At 61.8% G+C, this 21,873-nt stretch carries 11 protein-coding genes, 2 tRNA genes, 3 rRNA genes and 2 riboswitches; of the genes, 7 read left to right on the forward strand and 9 right to left on the reverse strand.

Going from position 1 to position 21,873, the window contains the following annotated elements:
• Window positions 1–372: 372 nt before the first annotated feature.
• From B0G82_RS33915 to B0G82_RS33925, 3 genes are all read left to right on the forward strand, one after another.
• Entirely contained in the window at window positions 373–1,110 is a 738-nt protein-coding gene (locus B0G82_RS33915) for an ABC transporter ATP-binding protein (RefSeq protein ID WP_116144602.1), read from the forward strand.
• On the forward strand, window positions 1,097–3,670 hold the full coding sequence (locus B0G82_RS33920; RefSeq protein ID WP_199730201.1) for an ABC transporter permease: 2,574 nt from the start codon (window positions 1,097–1,099) through the stop codon (window positions 3,668–3,670). Before B0G82_RS33915 ends, B0G82_RS33920 begins: the two co-directional genes overlap by 14 nt.
• A gap of 521 nt (window positions 3,671–4,191) precedes the next feature.
• Window positions 4,192–5,262, forward strand: a complete 1,071-nt coding sequence (locus tag B0G82_RS33925) for a carotenoid 1,2-hydratase (protein ID WP_241975049.1) — start codon at window positions 4,192–4,194, stop codon at window positions 5,260–5,262.
• A gap of 95 nt (window positions 5,263–5,357) precedes the next feature.
• Here B0G82_RS33925 and rrf read toward each other — a convergent pair.
• The 5 genes from rrf to B0G82_RS33950 all read right to left on the reverse strand — a co-directional run bounded on the left by rrf (window position 5,358) and on the right by B0G82_RS33950 (window position 10,699).
• Window positions 5,358–5,471 (reverse strand): 5S ribosomal RNA (gene rrf / locus B0G82_RS33930).
• Window positions 5,472–5,678: 207 nt separating this feature from the next.
• Window positions 5,679–8,561, reverse strand: a 23S ribosomal RNA gene (locus tag B0G82_RS33935).
• A gap of 318 nt (window positions 8,562–8,879) precedes the next feature.
• Window positions 8,880–8,955, reverse strand: a tRNA-Ala gene (locus B0G82_RS33940).
• Between the two features lie 53 nt (window positions 8,956–9,008).
• Window positions 9,009–9,085, reverse strand: a tRNA-Ile gene (locus B0G82_RS33945).
• 81 nt (window positions 9,086–9,166) lie between these two features.
• Window positions 9,167–10,699: ribosomal RNA gene (locus B0G82_RS33950) — 16S ribosomal RNA — on the reverse strand.
• Together the 16S, 23S and 5S rRNA genes with 2 tRNA genes alongside form the textbook arrangement of a ribosomal RNA operon.
• A gap of 658 nt (window positions 10,700–11,357) precedes the next feature.
• On the opposite strand from B0G82_RS33950, the gene B0G82_RS33955 reads away from it, so the two are divergent.
• Complete coding sequence (locus B0G82_RS33955; RefSeq protein WP_121310438.1) at window positions 11,358–12,302, forward strand: flagellar brake protein; 945 nt, start codon at window positions 11,358–11,360, stop codon at window positions 12,300–12,302.
• A 35-nt stretch (window positions 12,303–12,337) separates the two neighbouring features.
• Here the strand turns inward: B0G82_RS33955 and B0G82_RS33960 are convergent, their stop codons facing one another.
• The 4 genes from B0G82_RS33960 to cobW all read right to left on the reverse strand — a co-directional run bounded on the left by B0G82_RS33960 (window position 12,338) and on the right by cobW (window position 18,992).
• The gene (locus tag B0G82_RS33960; RefSeq protein WP_121311024.1) at window positions 12,338–12,934 is read right to left on the reverse strand and encodes a VWA domain-containing protein; all 597 of its coding nucleotides are present in this window, start codon (window positions 12,932–12,934) and stop codon (window positions 12,338–12,340) included.
• Between the two features lie 86 nt (window positions 12,935–13,020).
• Window positions 13,021–14,094 carry an ATP-binding protein gene (locus tag B0G82_RS33965; RefSeq protein ID WP_121310439.1) on the reverse strand — a complete coding sequence of 358 codons (1,074 nt, stop codon included), beginning with the start codon at window positions 14,092–14,094 and terminating at the stop codon, window positions 13,021–13,023.
• Window positions 14,091–17,894 (reverse strand): cobaltochelatase subunit CobN, encoded by a 3,804-nt coding sequence (gene cobN, locus B0G82_RS33970; protein WP_121310440.1) that lies wholly within the window; start codon window positions 17,892–17,894, stop codon window positions 14,091–14,093. Before cobN ends, B0G82_RS33965 begins: the two co-directional genes overlap by 4 nt.
• A 6-nt stretch (window positions 17,895–17,900) precedes the next feature.
• Window positions 17,901–18,992, reverse strand: coding sequence for a cobalamin biosynthesis protein CobW (cobW, locus tag B0G82_RS33975; RefSeq protein WP_277872811.1), 1,092 nt, complete (start codon window positions 18,990–18,992; stop codon window positions 17,901–17,903).
• Window positions 18,993–19,181: 189 nt separating this feature from the next.
• Window positions 19,182–19,475: riboswitch (cobalamin riboswitch) on the reverse strand.
• Window positions 19,476–19,543: 68 nt separating this feature from the next.
• A riboswitch (cobalamin riboswitch) is annotated at window positions 19,544–19,795 on the forward strand.
• A gap of 238 nt (window positions 19,796–20,033) precedes the next feature.
• Between cobW and cobA the strand changes: the two genes are divergently transcribed.
• Genes cobA through cobO form a run of 3 tightly spaced genes read left to right on the forward strand, consistent with a single transcriptional unit; the run spans window position 20,034 to window position 21,870 of the window.
• Window positions 20,034–20,810: a uroporphyrinogen-III C-methyltransferase gene (cobA, locus tag B0G82_RS33980; protein ID WP_121311026.1), complete on the forward strand. Its 777-nt coding sequence runs from the start codon at window positions 20,034–20,036 to the stop codon at window positions 20,808–20,810.
• Complete coding sequence (locus tag B0G82_RS33985) at window positions 20,807–21,271, forward strand: cobalamin biosynthesis protein (protein ID WP_121310442.1); 465 nt, start codon at window positions 20,807–20,809, stop codon at window positions 21,269–21,271. Before cobA ends, B0G82_RS33985 begins: the two co-directional genes overlap by 4 nt.
• The gene (cobO, locus tag B0G82_RS33990) at window positions 21,268–21,870 is read left to right on the forward strand and encodes a cob(I)yrinic acid a,c-diamide adenosyltransferase (RefSeq protein ID WP_116144612.1); all 603 of its coding nucleotides are present in this window, start codon (window positions 21,268–21,270) and stop codon (window positions 21,868–21,870) included. The genes B0G82_RS33985 and cobO overlap by 4 nt, the downstream gene beginning before the upstream one ends.
• Window positions 21,871–21,873: the final 3 nt, after the last annotated feature.

The following is a 21,873-nucleotide window of genomic DNA, read 5'->3' on the forward strand; positions in this document are numbered from 1 at the left end:
CAGTTGATAGCCAGTTAGAAACTCTTGCACAATCCCCAGGCATGCGTTCGGAGCCGGAATAGACAATGCTCGTTCCCGACGGAGCAGCGGCGCGCATTTCGAGCTTCCAGAGAAAATTTTTTGCTTAGCCGCGAACATAAATTTTTTGATCCTCCTCTCTAAATAATCCGGCGCAAGGTGACGAAAGTTCGGGACAGGAAACCGACGGTACCTGCGTCAGCGCGCTCCCGGCACGCGCGCGGGGCGTCGGCGTGCCTTACAGAAGGCGAATATACTTCGGCGGTTCAAGGACAGATGTGCGTGCGCCGATGCAGCGCTTTTCTGGTCTGCGTTTAGCCTGTACAGACGCCGCCCACACTTTTCGGAAAACGCATGCTACGTGACGAAGGCGTCGTCCCCGCGCTCGAGTGCCGCGGGCTCAGCAAAACCTACGGCGCGGGCCGCATCGTGCTGGCGCAACTGGATTTCATACTCGGTCCGGGCGAGTTCGTCGCGATCATGGGCGACTCCGGTGTCGGCAAATCGACGCTGCTGAATCTAGTGGCCGGCCTGGACAGTGCGGATAGCGGCGACGTGATCATCGACGGCAGCGCCGTTTCGCGCCTGGACGACAACGCGGCCACGCGCCTGCGACGGCAAAAACTCGGCTTTGTCTTCCAGGCGTTTCACGTGCTGCCGCATCTGACGCTTGCGCAGAACGTGGCGCTGCCACTGCTGCTCAACGAACTGCCCACCGCCGCCGCGCTCGACATGCTCGCGGCGGTCGGCCTCGGCGGACGCGGCGACGACTTTCCGCGTCAACTCTCGGGTGGCGAATTGCAGCGTGTCGCGATTGCGAGAGCGCTGGTGCATCGCCCGAAACTGCTGCTCGCCGACGAACCTACCGGCAACCTGGATCCCGATACCGCGCACGAAGTGCTCGGCCTGTTCCGCGCGCAAAGCAAGGCGACCGGCGCGGCCACGATCATGGTGACGCACTCGGAAGCCGCCGCGGCCGTCGCCGACCGCATCCTGATCCTGAGCGACGGCGGTCTGCATGCGACGCCTCCTTCTACAGCCCTGACCTTCGGCTCCCGCAACCGCACGCCTTCCGCCGATGATATCCGCTGATTCCCGTCCTCTACCGCGCTTGCGAGGCCATCGCGTTCTCGCGCGCTGGCTGCTGGGCGCCGAATGGCGCAGTCATCGCGGACGCGCCCTCGTTGCAATGGCAACGATTGCGCTCGGCGTGGCGCTCGGTTACGCCGTGCAGTTGATCAACAGCGCGGCGTTCAGCGAATTTTCCGCGGCGGCCCGCAGTCTGTCGGGCGAAGCCGATCTGCAGGTGCGCGGCGCCCAACCGTTAGTCGACGAAGCCATCTATCCGCTAGTCGCCAACGAGCCCGGTGTCGCGCTGGCCAGCCCCGTGCTCGCGCTCGATGTCACCGTGCCCGACCGGAGCGCCGCATTGCCGGTGCTCGGCATCGACGTGTTTAAAGCGAGCCGCATTGCGCCCGACCTGATCGGCGTGCCGTCGCCGGATAAGCCGTTCGATACCCTCGCGCCCGACACCGTGTTTCTCTCTACGGCGGCGCAGCAATGGCTGAAGGTGAAAGCCGGCGACGAGGTGGCGCTGCGAAGCGGCACCTCGATCGTGCATTTGCGCGTGGCGGGCGGCATCGTGAGAACACGGCCGGGCCAGCGGCTCGCCGTCATGGATATCGCCGCCGCGCAGTGGCAGTTCGGCAAAGTGGGCAAGCTCTCGCGAGTGGACGTGCAGCTCGAACGCGGCGTCGACCGCGAGCGCTTCAGACGTCAGATGCAAGCGCGGCTCGGCAACCAGTGGGTCATTGCCGAAACGCGTGACGCAGAGAGCCGCACCGATCGCCTCTCGCGCGCGTATCGGATCAATATGAATGTGCTCGCGCTGGTGGCGTTGTTTACCGGCGCGTTTCTGGTGTTTTCGACGCAGGCGCTGAGCGTCGTGCGACGGCGCGCGCAGTTCGCCATGCTGCGTGTGCTCGGGCTGACGCGGGGTCAGTTGTTGCGCCAGATCCTGATGGAGGGCGCGTTGCTGGGTCTGCTCGGCTCGCTCGCCGGACTCGCGCTCGGCTACGCCATGGCGAGCGGTGCGCTGCATTTTTTCGGCAGCGATCTGGGCGGCGGCTACTTTCCCGGCGTGCAGCCGCAAGTCGGCTTCGAACCGCTGGCGAGCGCGTTGTTTCTGATGCTCGGGCTGGCCGTAGCGGTGTTGGGCAGTCTCGCCCCCGCACTGGAAGCGGCGCGTGCGCGGCCCGCCACGGCGCTCAAGGCGGGCGCCGAAGAAGGCGCGTTGGCGCGGCTCGCCACACCGTGGCCCGCCCTGCTGTGTCTGCTGGCCGCCGCTGTGCTCACGCAGGCGCCGCCGCTGTTCGACGCGCCGATTGGCGGTTATCTGGCCGTCGCGTTGCTGCTCGTCGGCGGGATTGCCCTGATGCCGCGCGTGACCGCGCTCATCTTCGGCGCGGCGAGCCGTGTTTTTTCCGCGCGACGCCGGGCCGGCGCGGCCGGCACGCTGGCGCTCGCGCGACTTGCGAACGCGCCTGGGCATGCGTCGATCGCCATGGGCGGTGTGCTGTCGAGCTTTGCGCTGATCGTCGCGATGGCCATCATGGTGGCGAGCTTCCGGGTTTCCGTTGAGGACTGGCTGGTTCATCTGCTTTCCGCCGATCTGTATGTTCGCGTGGCGCCGAACGGCGACACCGGCGGTTTGCGGCTGGACGAACAGAGCCGGCTCGCGGCCGTGCCCGGCGTTAGAACAGCCGCATTCGCGCGCACGTCGCATCTGACGCTCGACCCTGCGCGGCCCGACATCGCTCTGCTCGCGCGCGAGATCGACGCGGCCGATCCGGGCGCGAATCTGCAAATGACCGGTGCCGTGTTGCCGCCTGCTGAATTTCACGCAGGCGAAACACCTATTTGGGTATCCGAAGCAATGGTCGATCTGTATGGATACAAGCTGGGTCAGCGAGTTCGATTGCCGTTTGGTGAACGCGGCCACGTGTTCGTCGTGGCGGGCGTATGGCGCGATTACGTGCGGCAAACCGGCGCCATTCAGATACGGCTCGCCGATTTCCGGCGCTTGACCGGTGACACGAGTGCAACCGATGTGGCCGTCACCGTTCAGCGGGGGACGAGTGTCGAGCAAATTGCCGTGGGGCTGCGCGCACTGCCGTTCGGGGCATCGCTCGATTTGTCGCTACCTGGCGAAATCCGCGCGCGAACGCTGGTGATTTTCGACCGCAGTTTTGCGGTCACCTATCTTCTCGAAGCGGTCGCTATCGTGATCGGCTTGTTCGGCGTGGCGGCGACGTTCTCCGCGCAGACGCTCGCTCGTTCGCGTGAGTTCGGCATGCTGCGGCATGTCGGTGTGACGCGCTCGCAGGTGCTCGCCATCCTCGCGCTCGAAGGCGGCATGCTCACCGCGTGCGGCATTGCACTGGGCTTCGTGCTCGGCTTCGCGATCAGTCTGATTCTGGTGTTCGTCGTCAATCCGCAGTCGTTTCACTGGAGCATGTCGCTACACGTGCCATGGATGGCGCTCGCCACCGTCGCGTTGGTGATGCTCGCTTCCTCGTGTTCGACGGCGGTGATTGCGGGACGCGGCGCAGTGTCGGTGGATGCGGTGCGTGCCGTGAAGGAGGATTGGTGATGAGGGCTTTATCGCGCGATCCGGCACGGTGGGTTATGCGGGCGGTAGTGGCGCGCTTTGATCTCGTCGGCGAGGAAAGACGGTTCGTTTTGCGGCGGCCTGATCCGCACATGGGGATCGTGGTTTTGGACGGGAACATGTCGAAGGACGCGTTGATTGGGCGCGAGGTGCCATGGATCAGAGCGTGCTTCGATTTGGCCTCCGGCGACGGGTATTGCACCGCTTTGCAACGACGTGAGTTGCGAATCACCGGCGTGGATTGGGACGAGACTATTCCGAGCTACGGGTCGATTGGGCGCAAGGTGTCATGGATGTCGGCTCGCCGGGCTGTCGCCAGTGGCGGATCCAACGTCGCGCTGCATTCACGTGCGCCGCAGCGGGCGCGTGCGGCGTCGGGCGAGGCTTTGCGGGGCTACATGTCGACTGCACGCAAGATGCCGTCGTGCCAGTTGCCGGTTGAGTCCGCTCGTGTCGCGAATCGGCGCATAGGTACGCGTATTCGCGGCTTGCTGTCCATCTTGATGCTGACTGCCTGGCCCGCGTTCGCCGCAGCGCCCCAATTCGCGGCGGTCACACCCGATCACGCAATCGCCCTGCCGCAGGACACCGGTGCGCACGCAGCCTTTCGCACCGAATGGTGGTACGCGACAGGTTGGCTCACCACGCCGGATAACCAGCCGCTCGGATTTCAGATCACCTTCTTCCGTTCCGCAACCGGGCATGACGCCGCCGATCCGAGTGCTTTCGCGCCTTCGCAATTGATCATTGCCCATGCCGCGTTAAGCGATCCCGCGCTCGGCCATCTTGCGCACGAGCAGCGCATTGCTCGTCAAGGATTCGGTCTGGCGTATGCGAAGCCGGCCAACACCGACGTCAAACTCGACTCATGGAAAATGGTTCGGGCCGCTGACGGTCACTACGACGTCGTTGCGGATGCGAACGGTTTTTCGCTGCATCTCAAGTTGACACCGACGCAAGCGCCCTTGATTCAGGGCGAACGCGGCTATTCACGCAAGGGGCCGCGGCCTGAGCAGGCGAGTTATTACTACAGCGAGCCGCAATTGCGCGTAACTGGCGTCGTGGTTCGACCGGCCGCGGCAGGTGGTTCGTCGCATGGCGAGACTCCTGTAACGGGAACGGCGTGGCTCGATCACGAATGGTCGAGCACATTGCTCGACGCCAATGCGGTAGGCTGGGATTGGCTCGGCGCCAACCTCACCGACGGCTCTGCGCTGATGGCATTCAAGGTACGAAGTCGCGATGGACACGCTGTGTGGGCGCACGCGGCATTTCGCAAACCCAACGGCGAGGTGACGACATTCGCCCCCGATCAAGTCGACTTTACGCCGCTTCGCACATGGCGCTCGCCGCGCACAAACACTTCTTATCCCGTCTCGATGATGGTCAAAACCGGCGTGCTGACGTGGAAACTCGATCCGCTGATGGACGATCAGGAGCTCGATTCGCGGCAATCGACGGGCGCGGTGTACTGGGAAGGCGCAGTGCGGGTGAGCCGCGAAGGTGTGGATGTGGGACGGGCGTATCTGGAACTGACGGGCTACGCGGATGCGCGGCGGATGGAGCGGGAGTGAAGGCGGGTTATACGGTGGTTTTTTTCGCGTATGGCGGTGGGGTAAACGCAGAAACCCCACCTTTGTGGGGTGGGGTTTCTGTTTGCTGCTGGGGAGCCTGACGATTACCTACTTTCACACGGGTAATCCGCACTATCATCGGCGTGGAGTCGTTTCACGGTCCTGTTCGGGATGGGAAGGGGTGGGACCGACTCGCTATGGTCATCAGGCATGACTTGATGCCGCACTGCTCGTGGAGCAATGCAACCAATCTGGAAGAAGTAGTTTCTGGTGATGCTCACCAGGGGTAAAGCTGTTGGGGTTGTGTTGTTTCTGGCACAACACGATCACTTAACCTGGGTGGCCTTGCCCCCTTCGGGGGTGGGATGCCCGTCAGTGCTGAAGCACTGACGATCATCGCAAAACACACCTGTTATAGGATCAAGCCTTACGGGCAATTAGTATCAGTTAGCTTAACGCATTACTGCGCTTCCACACCTGACCTATCAACGTCCTGGTCTTGAACGACCCTTCAAGGGGCTCGAAGCCCCGGGGATATCTCATCTTAAGGCGAGTTTCCCGCTTAGATGCTTTCAGCGGTTATCTCTTCCGAACATAGCTACCCGGCGATGCCACTGGCGTGACAACCGGTACACCAGAGGTTCGTCCACTCCGGTCCTCTCGTACTAGGAGCAGCCCCCTTCAAATATCCAGCGCCCACGGCAGATAGGGACCAAACTGTCTCACGACGTTTTAAACCCAGCTCACGTACCTCTTTAAATGGCGAACAGCCATACCCTTGGGACCGGCTACAGCCCCAGGATGAGATGAGCCGACATCGAGGTGCCAAACACCGCCGTCGATATGAACTCTTGGGCGGTATCAGCCTGTTATCCCCAGAGTACCTTTTATCCGTTGAGCGATGGCCCTTCCATACAGAACCACCGGATCACTATGACCTGCTTTCGCACCTGCTCGACTTGTCGGTCTCGCAGTTAAGCACGCTTATGCCATTGCACTATCAGCACGATTTCCGACCGTACCTAGCGTACCTTCGTACTCCTCCGTTACACTTTGGGAGGAGACCGCCCCAGTCAAACTGCCTACCATGCACTGTCCCCGATCCGGATTACGGACCAAGGTTAGAACCTCAAACAAACCAGGGTGGTATTTCAAGGTCGGCTCCACGCAGACTGGCGTCCACGCTTCAAAGCCTCCCACCTATCCTACACAGACCGGTTCAAAGTCCAATGCAAAGCTACAGTAAAGGTTCATGGGGTCTTTCCGTCTAGCCGCGGGGAGATTGCATCATCACAAACACTTCAACTTCGCTGAGTCTCGGGAGGAGACAGTGTGGCCATCGTTACGCCATTCGTGCAGGTCGGAACTTACCCGACAAGGAATTTCGCTACCTTAGGACCGTTATAGTTACGGCCGCCGTTTACCGGGACTTCAATCAAGAGCTTGCACCCCATCATTTAATCTTCCGGCACCGGGCAGGCGTCACACCCTATACGTCCACTTTCGTGTTTGCAGAGTGCTGTGTTTTTATTAAACAGTCGCAGCCACCAGTTTATTGCAACCCCTTCACCCTCTGCGCGCAGGCGCATCAGGCTACAGGGGCGTACCTTATCCCGAAGTTACGGTACCAATTTGCCGAGTTCCTTCTCCCGAGTTCTCTCAAGCGCCTTAGAATACTCATCTCGCCCACCTGTGTCGGTTTGCGGTACGGTCACTGTCAAACTGAAGCTTAGAGGCTTTTCTTGGAACCACTTCCGATTGCTTCTTCACCGAAGTGAATGGCCTCGCACCCTTGAATTCCGCGCCCGGATTTGCCAAAGCGCCTTCTCCAATGCAAGGACCGGGACTTCCAACACCCGGACAACCTTCCGCGATCCGTCCCCCCATCGCATTTAACAATGGTGCAGGAATATTAACCTGCTTCCCATCAGCTACGCATTTCTGCCTCGCCTTAGGGGCCGACTCACCCTACGCCGATGAACGTTGCGTAGGAAACCTTGGGCTTACGGCGAGGGGGCTTTTCACCCCCTTTATCGCTACTCATGTCAGCATTCGCACTTCCGATACCTCCAGCACACTTTCCAGTGCACCTTCGCAGGCTTACGGAACGCTCTCCTACCATGCACATAAATGTGCATCCGCAGCTTCGGTATATTGCTTAGCCCCGTTACATCTTCCGCGCAGGACGACTCGATCAGTGAGCTATTACGCTTTCTTTAAAGGATGGCTGCTTCTAAGCCAACCTCCTGACTGTTTTAGCCTTCCCACTTCGTTTCCCACTTAGCAATATTTGGGGACCTTAGCTGGCGGTCTGGGTTGTTTCCCTCTTGACACCGGACGTTAGCACCCGATGTCTGTCTCCCGTGATTGCACTCTTCGGTATTCGGAGTTTGCTATGGCGTAGTAATCCGCAATGGACCCCACAACCATGACAGTGCTCTACCCCCGAAGGTGATACACGAGGCACTACCTAAATAGTTTTCGGAGAGAACCAGCTATTTCCAGGTTTGTTTAGCCTTTCACCCCTATCCACAGCTCATCCCCTAACTTTTCAACGTTAGTGGGTTCGGACCTCCAGTACGTGTTACCGCACCTTCATCCTGGCCATGGATAGATCACCTGGTTTCGGGTCTACACCCAGCGACTGAATCGCCCTGTTCGGACTCGCTTTCGCTACGCCTGCCCTAATCGGTTAAGCTTGCCACTGAATGTAAGTCGCTGACCCATTATACAAAAGGTACGCCGTCACCCTCTTTCAAAGGCTCCGACTGTTTGTATGCATGCGGTTTCAGGATCTGTTTCACTCCCCTCCCGGGGTTCTTTTCGCCTTTCCCTCACGGTACTGGTTCACTATCGGTCGATCACGAGTATTTAGCCTTGGAGGATGGTCCCCCCATCTTCAGACAGGATTTCACGTGTCCCGCCCTACTTGTCGTACACCTAGTTCTTCCTCGCTGTTTTCGTCTACAGGGCTATCACCTGCTATGGCGGCACTTTCCAGAGCCTTCGACTAACAATGAAGATAAAGAGTACAGGCTGGTCCCATTTCGCTCGCCACTACTCTGGGAATCTCGGTTGATTTCTTTTCCTGCGGTTACTTAGATGTTTCAGTTCACCGCGTTCGCTTCACGTAGCCTATGTATTCAGCTACGGATGACCCATACGGGCCGGGTTTCCCCATTCGGATATCGGTGGATCAAAGCTCGTTTGCCAGCTCCCCACCGCTTTTCGCAGGCTACCGCGTCCTTCATCGCCTGTGATCGCCAAGGCATCCACCACATGCACTTGTTCGCTTGACCCTATAACGGGTGTGTCTCGCACGCCCTTCGCTGGGAAGACCGTGTCTGCCACACTCGCTACAGGTTGAGTATTCGTGTTGCGCCGTATTCCAAAAGCGATCTTCCGATCTCTCTTTTCATACATTGATACAATCACAACCCTGATTCACCTACTCGCACACCCATCTCTAAGTATGCTTTCGTGAATCTCTTTACTACTTCTTCCTGATTGTTAAAGAACGACAGCCGATATAAAGCTCTGCTTCATATCACTCTGACTGGCTCAATCGCCAATGCACAACGCTCTGCTTCCTGCACAGAACGCTACGCATTGAGGATTGGTGGAGGATGACGGGATCGAACCGACGACCCCCTGCTTGCAAAGCAGGTGCTCTCCCAGCTGAGCTAATCCCCCAGTCATACAGCTACCCCAGAGGTTTCAGACGATCAGCACACCAGACAAGACTTTGGTGGGTCTGGATGGATTCGAACCATCGACCCCCGCCTTATCAAGACGGTGCTCTAACCGACTGAGCTACAGACCCCTGAGTCTGTCCTGATTTCACAGCCGATAAGCGTGAGCGCTCAACGCATTGCTTTTACACAACTGACGCGTTTAGCTCGAGAAAGGAGGTGATCCAGCCGCACCTTCCGATACGGCTACCTTGTTACGACTTCACCCCAGTCATGAATCCTACCGTGGTGACCGTCCTCCTTGCGGTTAGACTAGCCACTTCTGGTAAAACCCACTCCCATGGTGTGACGGGCGGTGTGTACAAGACCCGGGAACGTATTCACCGCGGCATGCTGATCCGCGATTACTAGCGATTCCAGCTTCACGCACTCGAGTTGCAGAGTGCGATCCGGACTACGATCGGTTTTCTGGGATTGGCTCCCCCTCGCGGGTTGGCGACCCTCTGTTCCGACCATTGTATGACGTGTGAAGCCCTACCCATAAGGGCCATGAGGACTTGACGTCATCCCCACCTTCCTCCGGTTTGTCACCGGCAGTCTCCCTAGAGTGCTCTTGCGTAGCAACTAGGGACAAGGGTTGCGCTCGTTGCGGGACTTAACCCAACATCTCACGACACGAGCTGACGACAGCCATGCAGCACCTGTGTTATGGCTCCCTTTCGGGCACTCCCACCTCTCAGCAGGATTCCATACATGTCAAGGGTAGGTAAGGTTTTTCGCGTTGCATCGAATTAATCCACATCATCCACCGCTTGTGCGGGTCCCCGTCAATTCCTTTGAGTTTTAATCTTGCGACCGTACTCCCCAGGCGGTCAACTTCACGCGTTAGCTACGTTACCAAGTCAATGAAGACCCGACAACTAGTTGACATCGTTTAGGGCGTGGACTACCAGGGTATCTAATCCTGTTTGCTCCCCACGCTTTCGTGCATGAGCGTCAGTATTGGCCCAGGGGGCTGCCTTCGCCATCGGTATTCCTCCACATCTCTACGCATTTCACTGCTACACGTGGAATTCTACCCCCCTCTGCCATACTCTAGCCCGCCAGTCACAAATGCAGTTCCCAGGTTAAGCCCGGGGATTTCACATCTGTCTTAGCGGACCGCCTGCGCACGCTTTACGCCCAGTAATTCCGATTAACGCTTGCACCCTACGTATTACCGCGGCTGCTGGCACGTAGTTAGCCGGTGCTTATTCTTCCGGTACCGTCATCCCCCCACCGTATTAGGGCGGAGGTTTTCTTTCCGGACAAAAGTGCTTTACAACCCGAAGGCCTTCTTCACACACGCGGCATTGCTGGATCAGGCTTGCGCCCATTGTCCAAAATTCCCCACTGCTGCCTCCCGTAGGAGTCTGGGCCGTGTCTCAGTCCCAGTGTGGCTGGTCGTCCTCTCAGACCAGCTACAGATCGTCGCCTTGGTAGGCCTTTACCCCACCAACTAGCTAATCTGCCATCGGCCGCCCCTGCAGCGCGAGGTCCCGAAGGATCCCCCGCTTTCATCCACAGATCGTATGCGGTATTAATCCGGCTTTCGCCGGGCTATCCCCCACTACAGGACACGTTCCGATGTATTACTCACCCGTTCGCCACTCGCCACCAGGGTTGCCCCCGTGCTGCCGTTCGACTTGCATGTGTAAGGCATGCCGCCAGCGTTCAATCTGAGCCAGGATCAAACTCTTCAGTTCAAACCTGTTACTGTTTTTCGGTTGTTTTACCAACCGGTCGCTCACTCAACGTACTGACGAATGATCTCTCCATCTTTCAATGGAAAAACCTTCCTTTCATTACTGTGTGAGACTTGATACTTTCGCTTCTTCCGGCAGATCCCGAAGGGCCCGCCGGCGCGTCGCGCATCAAGCGCCCACACTTATCGGCTGTTAATTTTTAAAGATCGAGTACGCATTCACCACCGAACCCGCACCGCACGTCGTCAACATCACAACCACCCGGCACCGCTTCGTTCTGCGTCGCTGCATCAGCAGCAGAGAAACGAGATTATGGAGAGCGAGCGACATGTCGTCAACCCCTTCGCGCAATATTTTTCGGAAAGTTAAGAGGCACGGAAACAGACCGCTCCAACAACGCCGCCCAATTAGTTAGCCATCCGATTTAATTGACTGCTCATGAGGCAGTCGTACTTGCGACCGCCAGCCAGTCGATCAGCGGCCGCGCCTCCCCGCTGTCAAAACAGCCAAGCGAGCCTCCTCACTATATATAGACACAAGGCGCACACCCGACAACAGCGTCGAAAGAACTGGAAAGCCGGCACCACCGCAAAAAACTAAAGTTTCGCAGTCGCCAGCCGTCAACCAGGATACCCCGTCACTTAAATAGCCGCCGACCATGGACAATCCAGTCGAGGAACACGTCGAGGAAGCCTCATCCGCAGCGCAGACGACAGCGCTGAATCCGGAGCAGGTGCCAGTAGGCGCGCCCCTGGACTGGCCGATCGTCGACACCGACGGCACGCTGCTGTTCGCCAGCGGCACCATCCTGGCGACCACGGACGAGCGCAAATTCCTGTTCGGGCACTTCCGTCCGCAGCGCGGCGACTTACTGGACGCGACCGCGCAACCGCCACTGCCGGCAGAGCCGCAAGCGGATCCCAACGGCGCACTGACGCTCAAGGACATGCATCTGGAAATCGGTGCTTTGGTCGGTGTGCGCTCGCAGCTCGGCAGCGGCGCGCCCATGCACCCGTGCCGCATCATCGGTTTCGCGCCGAATCATTCGCTCTTCGTCACTCCGCCGATGCACGCAGGCCGCATCTTCCCGCTCAGCATCGGCGAAAACATCGAGATCGTCGCGATCGCCAGCCATGCGGTGTTCCGTTTCGTCTGCACGATTGAAGCGATCTGCCGCACGCCGTTCGACTACGTCGTGCTGTCGAAGCCCGGCGTGATCCGCCGCCTGCGCGAACGCAAATCGATCCGCGTCCGCGCGCACCTGGCGGTACGTTTCGGCATCGGTCAAAGCGGGGAATCGTATGAGGGCCTTGGACTCGCGAAAGGCATCAGCGCGCTCGGCATGTCGCTGGACGCCTCGTGGACTCTCGGCGCCGTCGGCGACCGGTTGCGCGTTGCGTTTCGCCTGAAGTCGAAGGATCTCGACACGGAGATCGAAACCACGGCGGTGATCCGCAACGTGCAGAAAGGCAGCGGCCCCGGCGAGCCTTCAACGCATGGGCTCGAACTCGATCAACTCGATGCAGCCCAGCAGATGGCGATGAAAGTCTTCGTATTCGACCGTCAGGACGATGTGGTGTATTGGTCGAGCGGCCTGAAATAAGCGCACGCCCATGAGCGGCACGGCCCGCGAGCCGCTCAGCCCATCAGCATCAGTTCTTCCGGCGTCAAGCGCCGCGCGCCCCAGGCATCGGCGAGCACTTCGCAGCGGCCCAGCCGGATCGCTTCTCGCTCGAAATCGACGAACACCACCTCGTCCGCATCCGGCGGCCGCGCCGGCATGTCACGCGTGCGGCCATCGGTCAGAATCCACAACCAGCGTTGCTGCCCGGGCTTGCGGCGCGCGCAGCGATCCAGCAGCTGGGATGCACGCTGAACGCCTGCCGTCAGCGGCGTGCCGCCTCCGCCACCCACTGGGCTCAGCCACCGCTCGTTCCACCAGCGCGGCACAGCGGGGCCGAAACGCACATCCGCACCGGCGCCGCCGAAACAGACCAGCGCCGCCTCGGCTCGCGCCGCGCTTGCACGGTCGAACAAGGCGATCAGCAATCCCTTGGCGAGCGCGAGGCGCTGCCCGGTCAGCATGGAACCCGAGCAATCGAGTACGAAGCAGTGCAGCACGCCGCCGCGCGGCGCCTCGCGCACGAAGTGCAGATGCCCGGCGCGCAGCGTCTCCTGGCGCTTCGCGCCGAGCGTGGCCGGCCAGTCGATGCGCTTGCCCGGCTCGCCGCGCAAGCGCCCGCGCGAACCGGCAGTTGTGCCCGCGCCTCGCAGCCATCGAAAACCGCTGCGCAAGTCAGCGGCGGCGCCCTTCCGATGGCTCAGCGTTTTTTTACGTTAAGCGGAATGACGCCCTTGACGTGCGTGGTTGCGGCCGGCTCGGGCGCGAGGTAGCCCCAGTCGCTATCGCCGGCAGCGGCGGCCGGCGGCGGCCCATTGTCTTCCGCGGATGAGGACCGGCTATCGGAAGAAGCCGCACGTTCGGCGTCGCTCTGACGCGGGCCACCTTCTGCCGGCGACTCGCGAACATGCCGCCGATGAGCCAACACCGCCTCAGCCACCCGATCGACATGCTCCGCCGTCACCGCGGCCGCTTGTTCGAGTGCCGCCAACGCACGCGCCGCGCGCAGCATCACGAGATCGGCGCGCAAACCGTCCACGGCGGCGTCGATACACAGCGCGCTCACATGCGCATGCACGGCGTCGTCGAATGCGAGCTGCGGCAGCGCTTCGCGCGCCATTCGAATCCGCTCGACATAAGCCGCCTGCTGCTGCGCATAGCCCGCACGAAAACCCTGCGGATCGAGGTCGAACGCCAGCCGCGCTTTCACGATCGCCTGACGCACGAGCGGCTCGAAACAGTTCTGCAACTCGACCATCAAGCCGAAACGGTCGATCAATTGCGGCCGCAGTTCGCCTTCTTCAGGATTCATCGTGCCGATCAGCACGAAGCTTGCGTCGTGGCTATGCGATACGCCATCGCGTTCGACGGTATTCACGCCGCTCGCGGCCGCGTCGAGCAAGGCATCGACAAGCGCGTCGGGCAGCAGATTGACTTCATCCACATACAGCACGCCGCGATGCGCTTTGGCAAGAAGACCCGGCGAGAAGCGCACCGAACCGTCGCGCAACACGGTTTCGATATCGAGCGTGCCGATCAGACGATCTTCGCTGGCGCCAAGCGGCAGATTCACCAGTTGCCCTTCCGGCAGCAACTCAGCCAACGCGCGCGCCGCAGTCGACTTCGCCGTGCCACGCGGCCCGGTGACCAGCACGCCGCCCAACCCCGGATCGATGGCGGCTAACAGCAGCGCGTGCTGCAACGGCGTCTGGCCGATCAACGCGGCAAAGGGAAAAACGGGCCGCGCGGCAGCCGCGCTCATCGCTGGATTCATGTTTGCATTCCTTCGATCTGCTGCTCGCTCGCAAGCAGATGCTGTTCGACTTGCGCGCGATAGTCGCCGGGTGCCTGCCACAAACCGCGCTGCATGGCTTCGAGCAGGCGCTCGCAGACCGACTGCAACGCGTGCGGGTTGTGCCGTTGCAAGAACTCGCGGGTGTCTGCGTCGTTCAGGTACGCGTCAGTCACGAGCGCATATTGATGATCCGCGATCACGCGCGCCGTCGCATCGTAACCATACAGATAGTCGACGGTCGCGGCGATTTCGGCCGCGCCCTTGTACCCATGGCGCTTCACGCCATCCAGCCATTTCGGATTGACCACGCGCGAGCGGATCACGCGCGCGATCTCCTCATGCAGCGTGCGCACGCGCGGCGCCGCCGGATTGCTGTGGTCGGCGTGATACACACTCGGCTGATCGCCGGCCAGATGCCGCACCGCGGCGACCATGCCGCCCTGGAACTGGTAGTAATCGTTCGAATCGAGCAGGTCGTGCTCGCGGTTGTCCTGGTTCTGCAGCACCACGTCCATTGCGGCGAGACGCGCGCCGAACGCGTGACGCGCTTCTTCGCCCGCACTCTTTTGCGTGTACGCATAACCGCCCCACGCCTGATACGCGTTCGCAAGATCGGCGTCGGTTTGCCATTGGCGCGAGTCGATCATGTCCTGCAGACCCGCGCCGTAGGCGCCGGGCCGCGCGCTGAATACGCGCCAGCCGGCGCGCTTGCGCGCTTCGGCGGCGTCCATGCCGCGCGCGATCAGCGCATCGCGTTCGCGCAGCACGCGCGCGCGAATCGGATTCAGGTCCTCGGGTTCGTCGAGTTCGGCGACGGCTTGCACGGCGGCGTCGAACAGATGCATGACGTTGGCGAAGGCATCGCGGAAGAAACCGGACACCCGCAAGGTGACGTCGATTCGCGGCCGGTCGAACGCCTCGATCGGCATGATTTCAAAATCGGTCACGCGATGGCTGCCCGGCGCCCACTTCGGCCGCACGCCGAGCAACGCGAGCGCCTGGGCGATATCGTCGCCACCCGTGCGCATGGTCGCGGTGCCCCAGACGGACAGACCGATGGCGCGCGGATAGTCGCCCTTCTCCTGCAGATGCCGTTCGATCAGTTGCTGGGCGGATTTCAAGCCGAGCGACCAGGCGGCCTGGGTGGGAACCGCGCGCGTGTCGACGGAATAGAAGTTGCGGCCGGTGGGCAGCACGTCAGGCCGGCCGCGCGACGGCGAACCGCTCGGCCCGGGCGGCACGAAACGGCCTTCGAGGCCGCGCTTCAACTGAAGCATTTCCTGCGGACCGCAGGCGTCGAGCCGCGGCAGCACGTCGTTACGCAGACGCTCGATAACTTGCTCTGCTTGCGGCAAGCCGGCGGCCGTCGTGGTTACCGACGCATGCGTTCGATCTCCGCACACGTCTCGCAGCAACTCAGCCGCCAGCAACTCCAGCCGCTCACGCGTATCGCCGCAGTGCCGCCAAGGCGCATCGCTCACACGCTGAAGTACATCGGGACGCGGACCGTCCCACACCGCCGACCAATCCACCGACAACGGATCGAACAGATGATCCATCTGCAGATCACGCGCCAGCGCATCGATCAAGCCGGCCTTGCCGCCTTGCCCATCGCCGACAGGAAAACGCCCCAATGCCAGCAACGTATCGCGTCGCTGCACGCCATCGGGCGATTGCCCGAACGTATGCAAACCATCGCGAATCTGCGCTTCCTTCAACTCGCACAGCCACGCATCGACGCGCGTGAGCAGCGCGTCTTCGTCGTCCTGTCCGTTCGGTGCGGCGAGACTGAGTTCCTCATGCAGCTTATGGTCGACGATGGTCGCCAGAATCGTGCGCCGCAACAGCTTCGAGCGGCGCGGGTCGACCATCAGCGCTTCATAATATTCGTCGACCTGGCGCTCCAGGTCCTGCAAAGGCCCGTAGCTTTCGGCGCGCGTGAGCGGCGGCATTAAATGATCGATGATGACAGCCTGTGCGCGGCGTTTCGCCTGGCTACCCTCGCCCGGATCGTTGACGATGAACGGATACAGATGCGGCATCGGCCCGAGAATCAGATCGGGCCAGCAGGTATCGCTCAACGCGACGCTTTTGCCGGGCAGCCATTCGAGATTGCCGTGCTTGCCGACATGCACGATTGCGTCGATACCGAACTGGTGACGCAACCAGAAATAGAACGCCAGATACGCATGCGGCGGCACGAGTTCGGCGTCGTGATAGCTCGCGTAGTCGCCCTGCTCGCGCGAACGCGCCGGTTGAATGCCGACGAACACCTGTCCGCAACGCCAGCCCGCGATCATGAAGCGGCCGCGTCGCAGCGTCGGGTCGAGCTCCGGCGCGCCCCAACGCGCGTTCAACGCCTGACGCGTTTCGGTGGGCAAAGCGTTGAAGTGCGCGAGATAGTCGTCGAGTGCGAGGCTTTGCAGTGCGGGACGCAAATCGCGCACGACCGGATCGTTGGTCACGCCTTCGGTAAGCTTTTTCAGCAGCGCATCGCCGCCCAAGGGCAGATCGGCGAGACGATAACCTTCGTCGCCCAGCATCGACAGAATGCCGACTACCGATGCCGGTGTATCGAGTCCCACGCCATTGCCGATGCGCCCTTCGCTCATCGGATAGTTGGCGAGGATCAGCGCGAGTTTCTTGTCCGCGTTATCGAGTGAACGCAAACGGCACCAGCGGCGGCTCAGTTCGGCGAGAAAACCCACGCGTTCAAGGTCCGGCTGATAACGCACCACGTCGACCTGAGTATGCGCACAGCGGTACGCGAGTCCCTTGAAACTGATCGCGCGCGTGATGATGCGGCCGTCCACTTCCGGCAGCGCGATATGCATGGCGATATCGCGCGAATTGAGGCCCTGATTGTCCTTGACCCAATCGTCGCGATTGCCGCCGCTCAGGATCACCTGGAGCACCGGCGCATCACCGGCGAGCGCGAGCGGCTCGGGGTCGTCGATCGCGGACGCGGCGAATGCGGTCGTATTCAGCACCAGCGCCACCTCGTGCTGCGCGCACAGCGATTGCACGACGTCGCGGCTCATCGCATCTTTCAGCGAGGTAATCGCGATCGGCAGCGGATTCAGACCTTGCGATTCGAGTGCGTCGATCAGCGCGTCGAACACCGCCGTGTTGGCAGCCTGCAGATGCGCCTTGTAGAACAGGATCGCCGCAACCGGTGCTCCCTGTTTCCAGCGCGCCTGCCAGTCGGCCATGGTCGGCGTATCGCGCTCGGGATGGTAGAGCGTGGCGGCGGGCAACGCGCGCGGCGGCGCAGGTTCGCGTCCGCAGCCGAAGACGCGGTGGGCGATACAGCGCAGGAACGCCTCGGCATTTTGCGGGCCGCCTTCACGCAGATAGCGCCACAGTTGATGGCACAGATCCGCGCTTGCCGTGCTGCGCGCGAGCAGGTTCGGATCCTCCTGCAGATCGCCGGAGAACATCGCGAGCGTCTGCTGCTTGCGCTCGGCGAGCGCCACCACCTGCTCGATGCCGTAAGGCCAATACGCTTCGCCGCCCAGATGATCGACCACCACCACGCGCGCATGCTGCAAGACGTCTTCGAGATAAAAATCCACCGACGCCGGTTGCCGCAAATACGTGACGTTCGCGAGCCGCACGCTCGGGAAGCCTTCACCCAGCCGCGGAAAAACGCTCGCCAGCAGCGACAGCGTGGTGTCGGCGGAGCTGAGCACCACGATATCCGCGGGCTGCTGATCGATCCGGATCACGCCTTGCGTGTCGTCGACGAAACCGCCCGGCGTGGTGCGCAGCAGATGCATATGCGCTTACGCCTGCTGCGCTTCGACGCTCGACGGCATGCCCAGCGCCGCGTCGAACGCACGTTGCAACGCCGGCTGATCGAGGTCTTCACCAATCAGCACGAAGCGGCTCGGGCCGCTTTCGCCGGCCTGCCAGCGTCGATCGAAATAGCTGTCAAAGCGCCGCCCAACGCCTTGAATCACCAGACGCATCGCCGCGCCCGGCAGCGCCGCGAAGCCTTTGACGCGATAGATGGTGTTGGTTTCGACCAGCTGTTGCAGCGCGGCGATCACCGCCTCGCGCGACGACGCATTCGCCTGCACGACCACGGAGTCGAACTCGTCATGATGGTGGTCGGCGTCGTCGGCGGAGCCGTGGTGATCGTGACGCAAGTGGATCGTGTCTTCCGACGCCGCTTCGAGGCCCAGCAATGTATGCAGATCGAGCTGGCCCATGTGTGTGCGAACGATCTTCACTTGCGGCGGAATTTCCTCGCGGATCGAAACTTCGACCGCGCTTTGCTGCGCGTCGTCGAGCAAGTCCGTTTTGTTCAGAATCACCAGATCGGCCGCCGACAACTGGTCTTCGAACAGTTCGTGCAGCGGCGACTCGTGATCGAGATTCGGATCGGCCTTGCGCTGCGCATCCACGGCAACCGGATTATCCGCGAACTGGCCGCTCGCGGCGGCCGGGCCGTCGACCACGGTGACCACGGCATCCACGGTGAAGCTGTTCTTGATCTGCGGCCAGTTGAACGCCTGCACCAAGGGCTTCGGCAACGCCAGACCCGACGTCTCGATCAGCACGTGATCGATCTGCTCGCGGCGCTCCACGAGCTTTTCCATCACAGGGAAAAACTCTTCCTGCACGGTGCAGCACAAGCAGCCGTTCGCCAGTTCATACAGTTGGCCTTCGGTCTCGACGCCGTTTTCATCGCAACCGATGCCGCAACCCTTGAGGATTTCCCCGTCGATACCGAGTTCGCCGAATTCGTTGACGATCACCGCGATGCGCTTGCCGCCCGCATGCTGAAGAATATGCCGCAGCAGCGTGGTCTTGCCGCTGCCGAGAAAGCCCGTGACGATGGTGACGGGGATCTTGCGCATTTGAGTTTGCATCGTGAGGTCCATCCGTAGGAGTTGCACGTGCACGCCGGCGTGTTTTTCAGCGCATGCCGAGGCAAACGGAGCACACGCCCGGCCAGCCGCGACCATAACAAAACACGGGGACGAAAGTCGGCGTTGCCGCGACAACAGAAAAACAGAAAGCGGGAATGAGTCATGAACGCAGCGCCGCATCCCCGCGGCGTTCGTCCTTCGTTATCTGGCCGGTATCCGGGCTGGCGAAAGCGCCGCTTCCCCTTCCCGGACGAGTGATTTCTCGCCCAGTGGTGATATGCCGACGCGGCCTTGCGCGTGGACATCGAAGCCGGCTCCGCGGCGCTAACCGACTGCGTTTGACACGGCAGTTAGCACCACATTTCGCTTACCGTTGCGGGGGCAGCACAGGTTGGCCCGATCCATGGCAGGTGGGCACCCTGTTTCCCGTTTAACTGCATGCGCACGAGCGCGCACACGAGCACCAAAGTGCGTGCGAGTGTAGGCCCGCGGCCCGGTGCCGTCAAGGAAACCCCAGGCCGCAAGCGCTTATCGGACGGGGCGCCATGTGCTATCGTATGCGCGCGTTTGGTGCCCGCACATGCATTCGCGTGTGCAGTTAAACGGGAAACAGGCAGCGCGCCATGCGCTTAACCTGTGCTGTCCCCGCAACGGTAAGCGACCTGCGGCGCGATGTTGAATCGACTTGCGCCGCGCATGCGTTTTTTTAAGCCACTGTCCGGCAATTTCCAGCGAATGCGGACGGGAAGGCAAAGCGCGTGAGGCCGCCAGCCCGGATACCGGCCAGACGCGGAGGCGGCGAACCTCAGGGCAACATCGCGCCGCCGGCCGCCGGAATCCGCGAGGGACGGATGCGAAGGCGCTAAAGCACGACGCAGAGTGTCCGCGTAGGCGAGTTTCGTGTGAAACTCGCTACGAACCACGCATTGCGCCATGCCTGAATCCGTAGCACTGCATGACCCCAACGTCCGCCGTCTGGCGACCCTTCGCGCTTTACCCTTTCCCGCTTGTCACGACATGGCGCCCGCCGTGCACGCCGCGATGACCCGCGCCTGGCTGATCGGCGCCGGCCCCGGCGACGTCGAACTCATGACCATCAAGGCCACCCGTGCATTGGCGCAAGCCGACGTGGTGCTGGTCGACGATCTGGTGAATCCTGAAGTGCTGCAGTTCGCGCGCGCTGACGCACTGATCGTCTACGTGGGTAAACGCGGCGGTCATCCGTCGACACCGCAGGAAGACATCGTCGCGCAGATGCTCGAACATGTGCGGGCCGGGCGCAGCGTCGCGCGTTTGAAAGGCGGCGACCCGTTCGTGTTCGGCCGTGGCGGCGAGGAACAACAGGCGCTGCACGCGGCCGGTATCGAGGTGGAAGTCGTCAACGGCATCACGGCGGGAATCGCGGCGCCCGCGGCGATCGGGATTCCAGTCACGCATCGCGATCACGCGCAGGGCGTCGTGTTCGTCACCGGGCACGGCGCGGGCAGCGGCGAGCCCGACTGGGCCGCACTCGTGGCCACGCGCATGACGCTTGTGATCTACATGGGCATGCGGCGGCTCAACGATATCGTCGGCGCGCTGCTCGCGGCCGGCATGAGCGTCGACACGCCGTGCGCGGCGATCGAATCGGCCACGCGTCCCGAGCAACGCCATGCGCTAGCGCGGCTCGGTGAATTTGCCGACACCGTTGCGCGTGCCGGACTTGGGTCGCCGGCGATCGTGGTGATCGGCGGGGTGGCGTCGCTCGCATTGGCGCGTGAGGCGGCGCATGCGGAACGCGCTGCAACGCCGCTCGCGGACGGGACGGATACGCGATGAAAACGCTGAGCGTCGGCATCGGTTGTCGTTTGCACAGCTCGGCTGAGCAGATCGAAGCCGCGGTGCGCGGCGCGCTCGGCGCGCATTCGTTCGACGAAATCCGTACCGTCGCCTCGCTCGACATCAAAGCCCACGAGGTGGGCCTCCTCGAATTCTGCGCGAGTCATGCGCTGCCGCTGACACTCTTCAGCCTTGAACAGATTGCGGCGATGCACGTCGCGGTGCCTTCGGCGGCAGCGCGCGAGCACCTCGGCGTGGACGGCGTCTGCGAGCCGTGCGCGCTGCTTGGCGCGACGGCCGACGTCGCAGCCGGGCTCGGTGAATCCGTCATAGGCCATGCGCCTCGCGCCACGCTCCTCGTGCGCAAAACCGTTTATGCCGGCGTCACCGTGGCGATCGCCTCAACCACCGCTCACGCCGAACACCCAGACAACGACACACAGCAACAGGACCTGCCATGAAGACCGACCCCGAATCGCATCAACGCATGACCGAGCGCCGCCGCGAAGGCCACGAGAAAAAACAGGCCAACGCCACCGTCGAAAAAGGCCTGCTGATCGTCAACACCGGCACCGGCAAAGGCAAAACCACCGCTGCGTTCGGCATGGCCGTGCGTGTGCTCGGCCACGGCATGCGTCTCGGCGTGGTGCAGTTCATCAAGGGCGCGTTGCACACGTCGGAGCGCGACTTTCTCGGCGCGATCGCCAACTGCGATTTCGTCACGATGGGCGACGGCTACACCTGGAACACGCAGAACCGCGACGCCGATATCGCGACCGCGCGCAAAGGCTGGGACGAAGCGCGTCGCATGATCGAAAGCGGCGAGTACCAGATGGTGATCCTCGACGAGCTGAACACGGTGCTCAAGTACGAATACCTGCCGCTCGACGAAGTCCTGTCGGTAATCGCCGCGCGCGCGCCGATGCTGCATGTGGTGGTGACCGGCCGTCACGCGCCGGACGCGCTGATCGAAGCCGCCGACCTCGTCACCGAAATGCGCATCGTCAAGCATCCGTATCGGGAGCAGGGCGTGAAAGCGCAGCGCGGCGTGGAGTTCTAAGCG

It is taken from the genome of Paraburkholderia sp. BL17N1 (assembly GCF_003634175.1).
Taxonomy (GTDB): Bacteria; Pseudomonadota; Gammaproteobacteria; order Burkholderiales; family Burkholderiaceae; genus Paraburkholderia.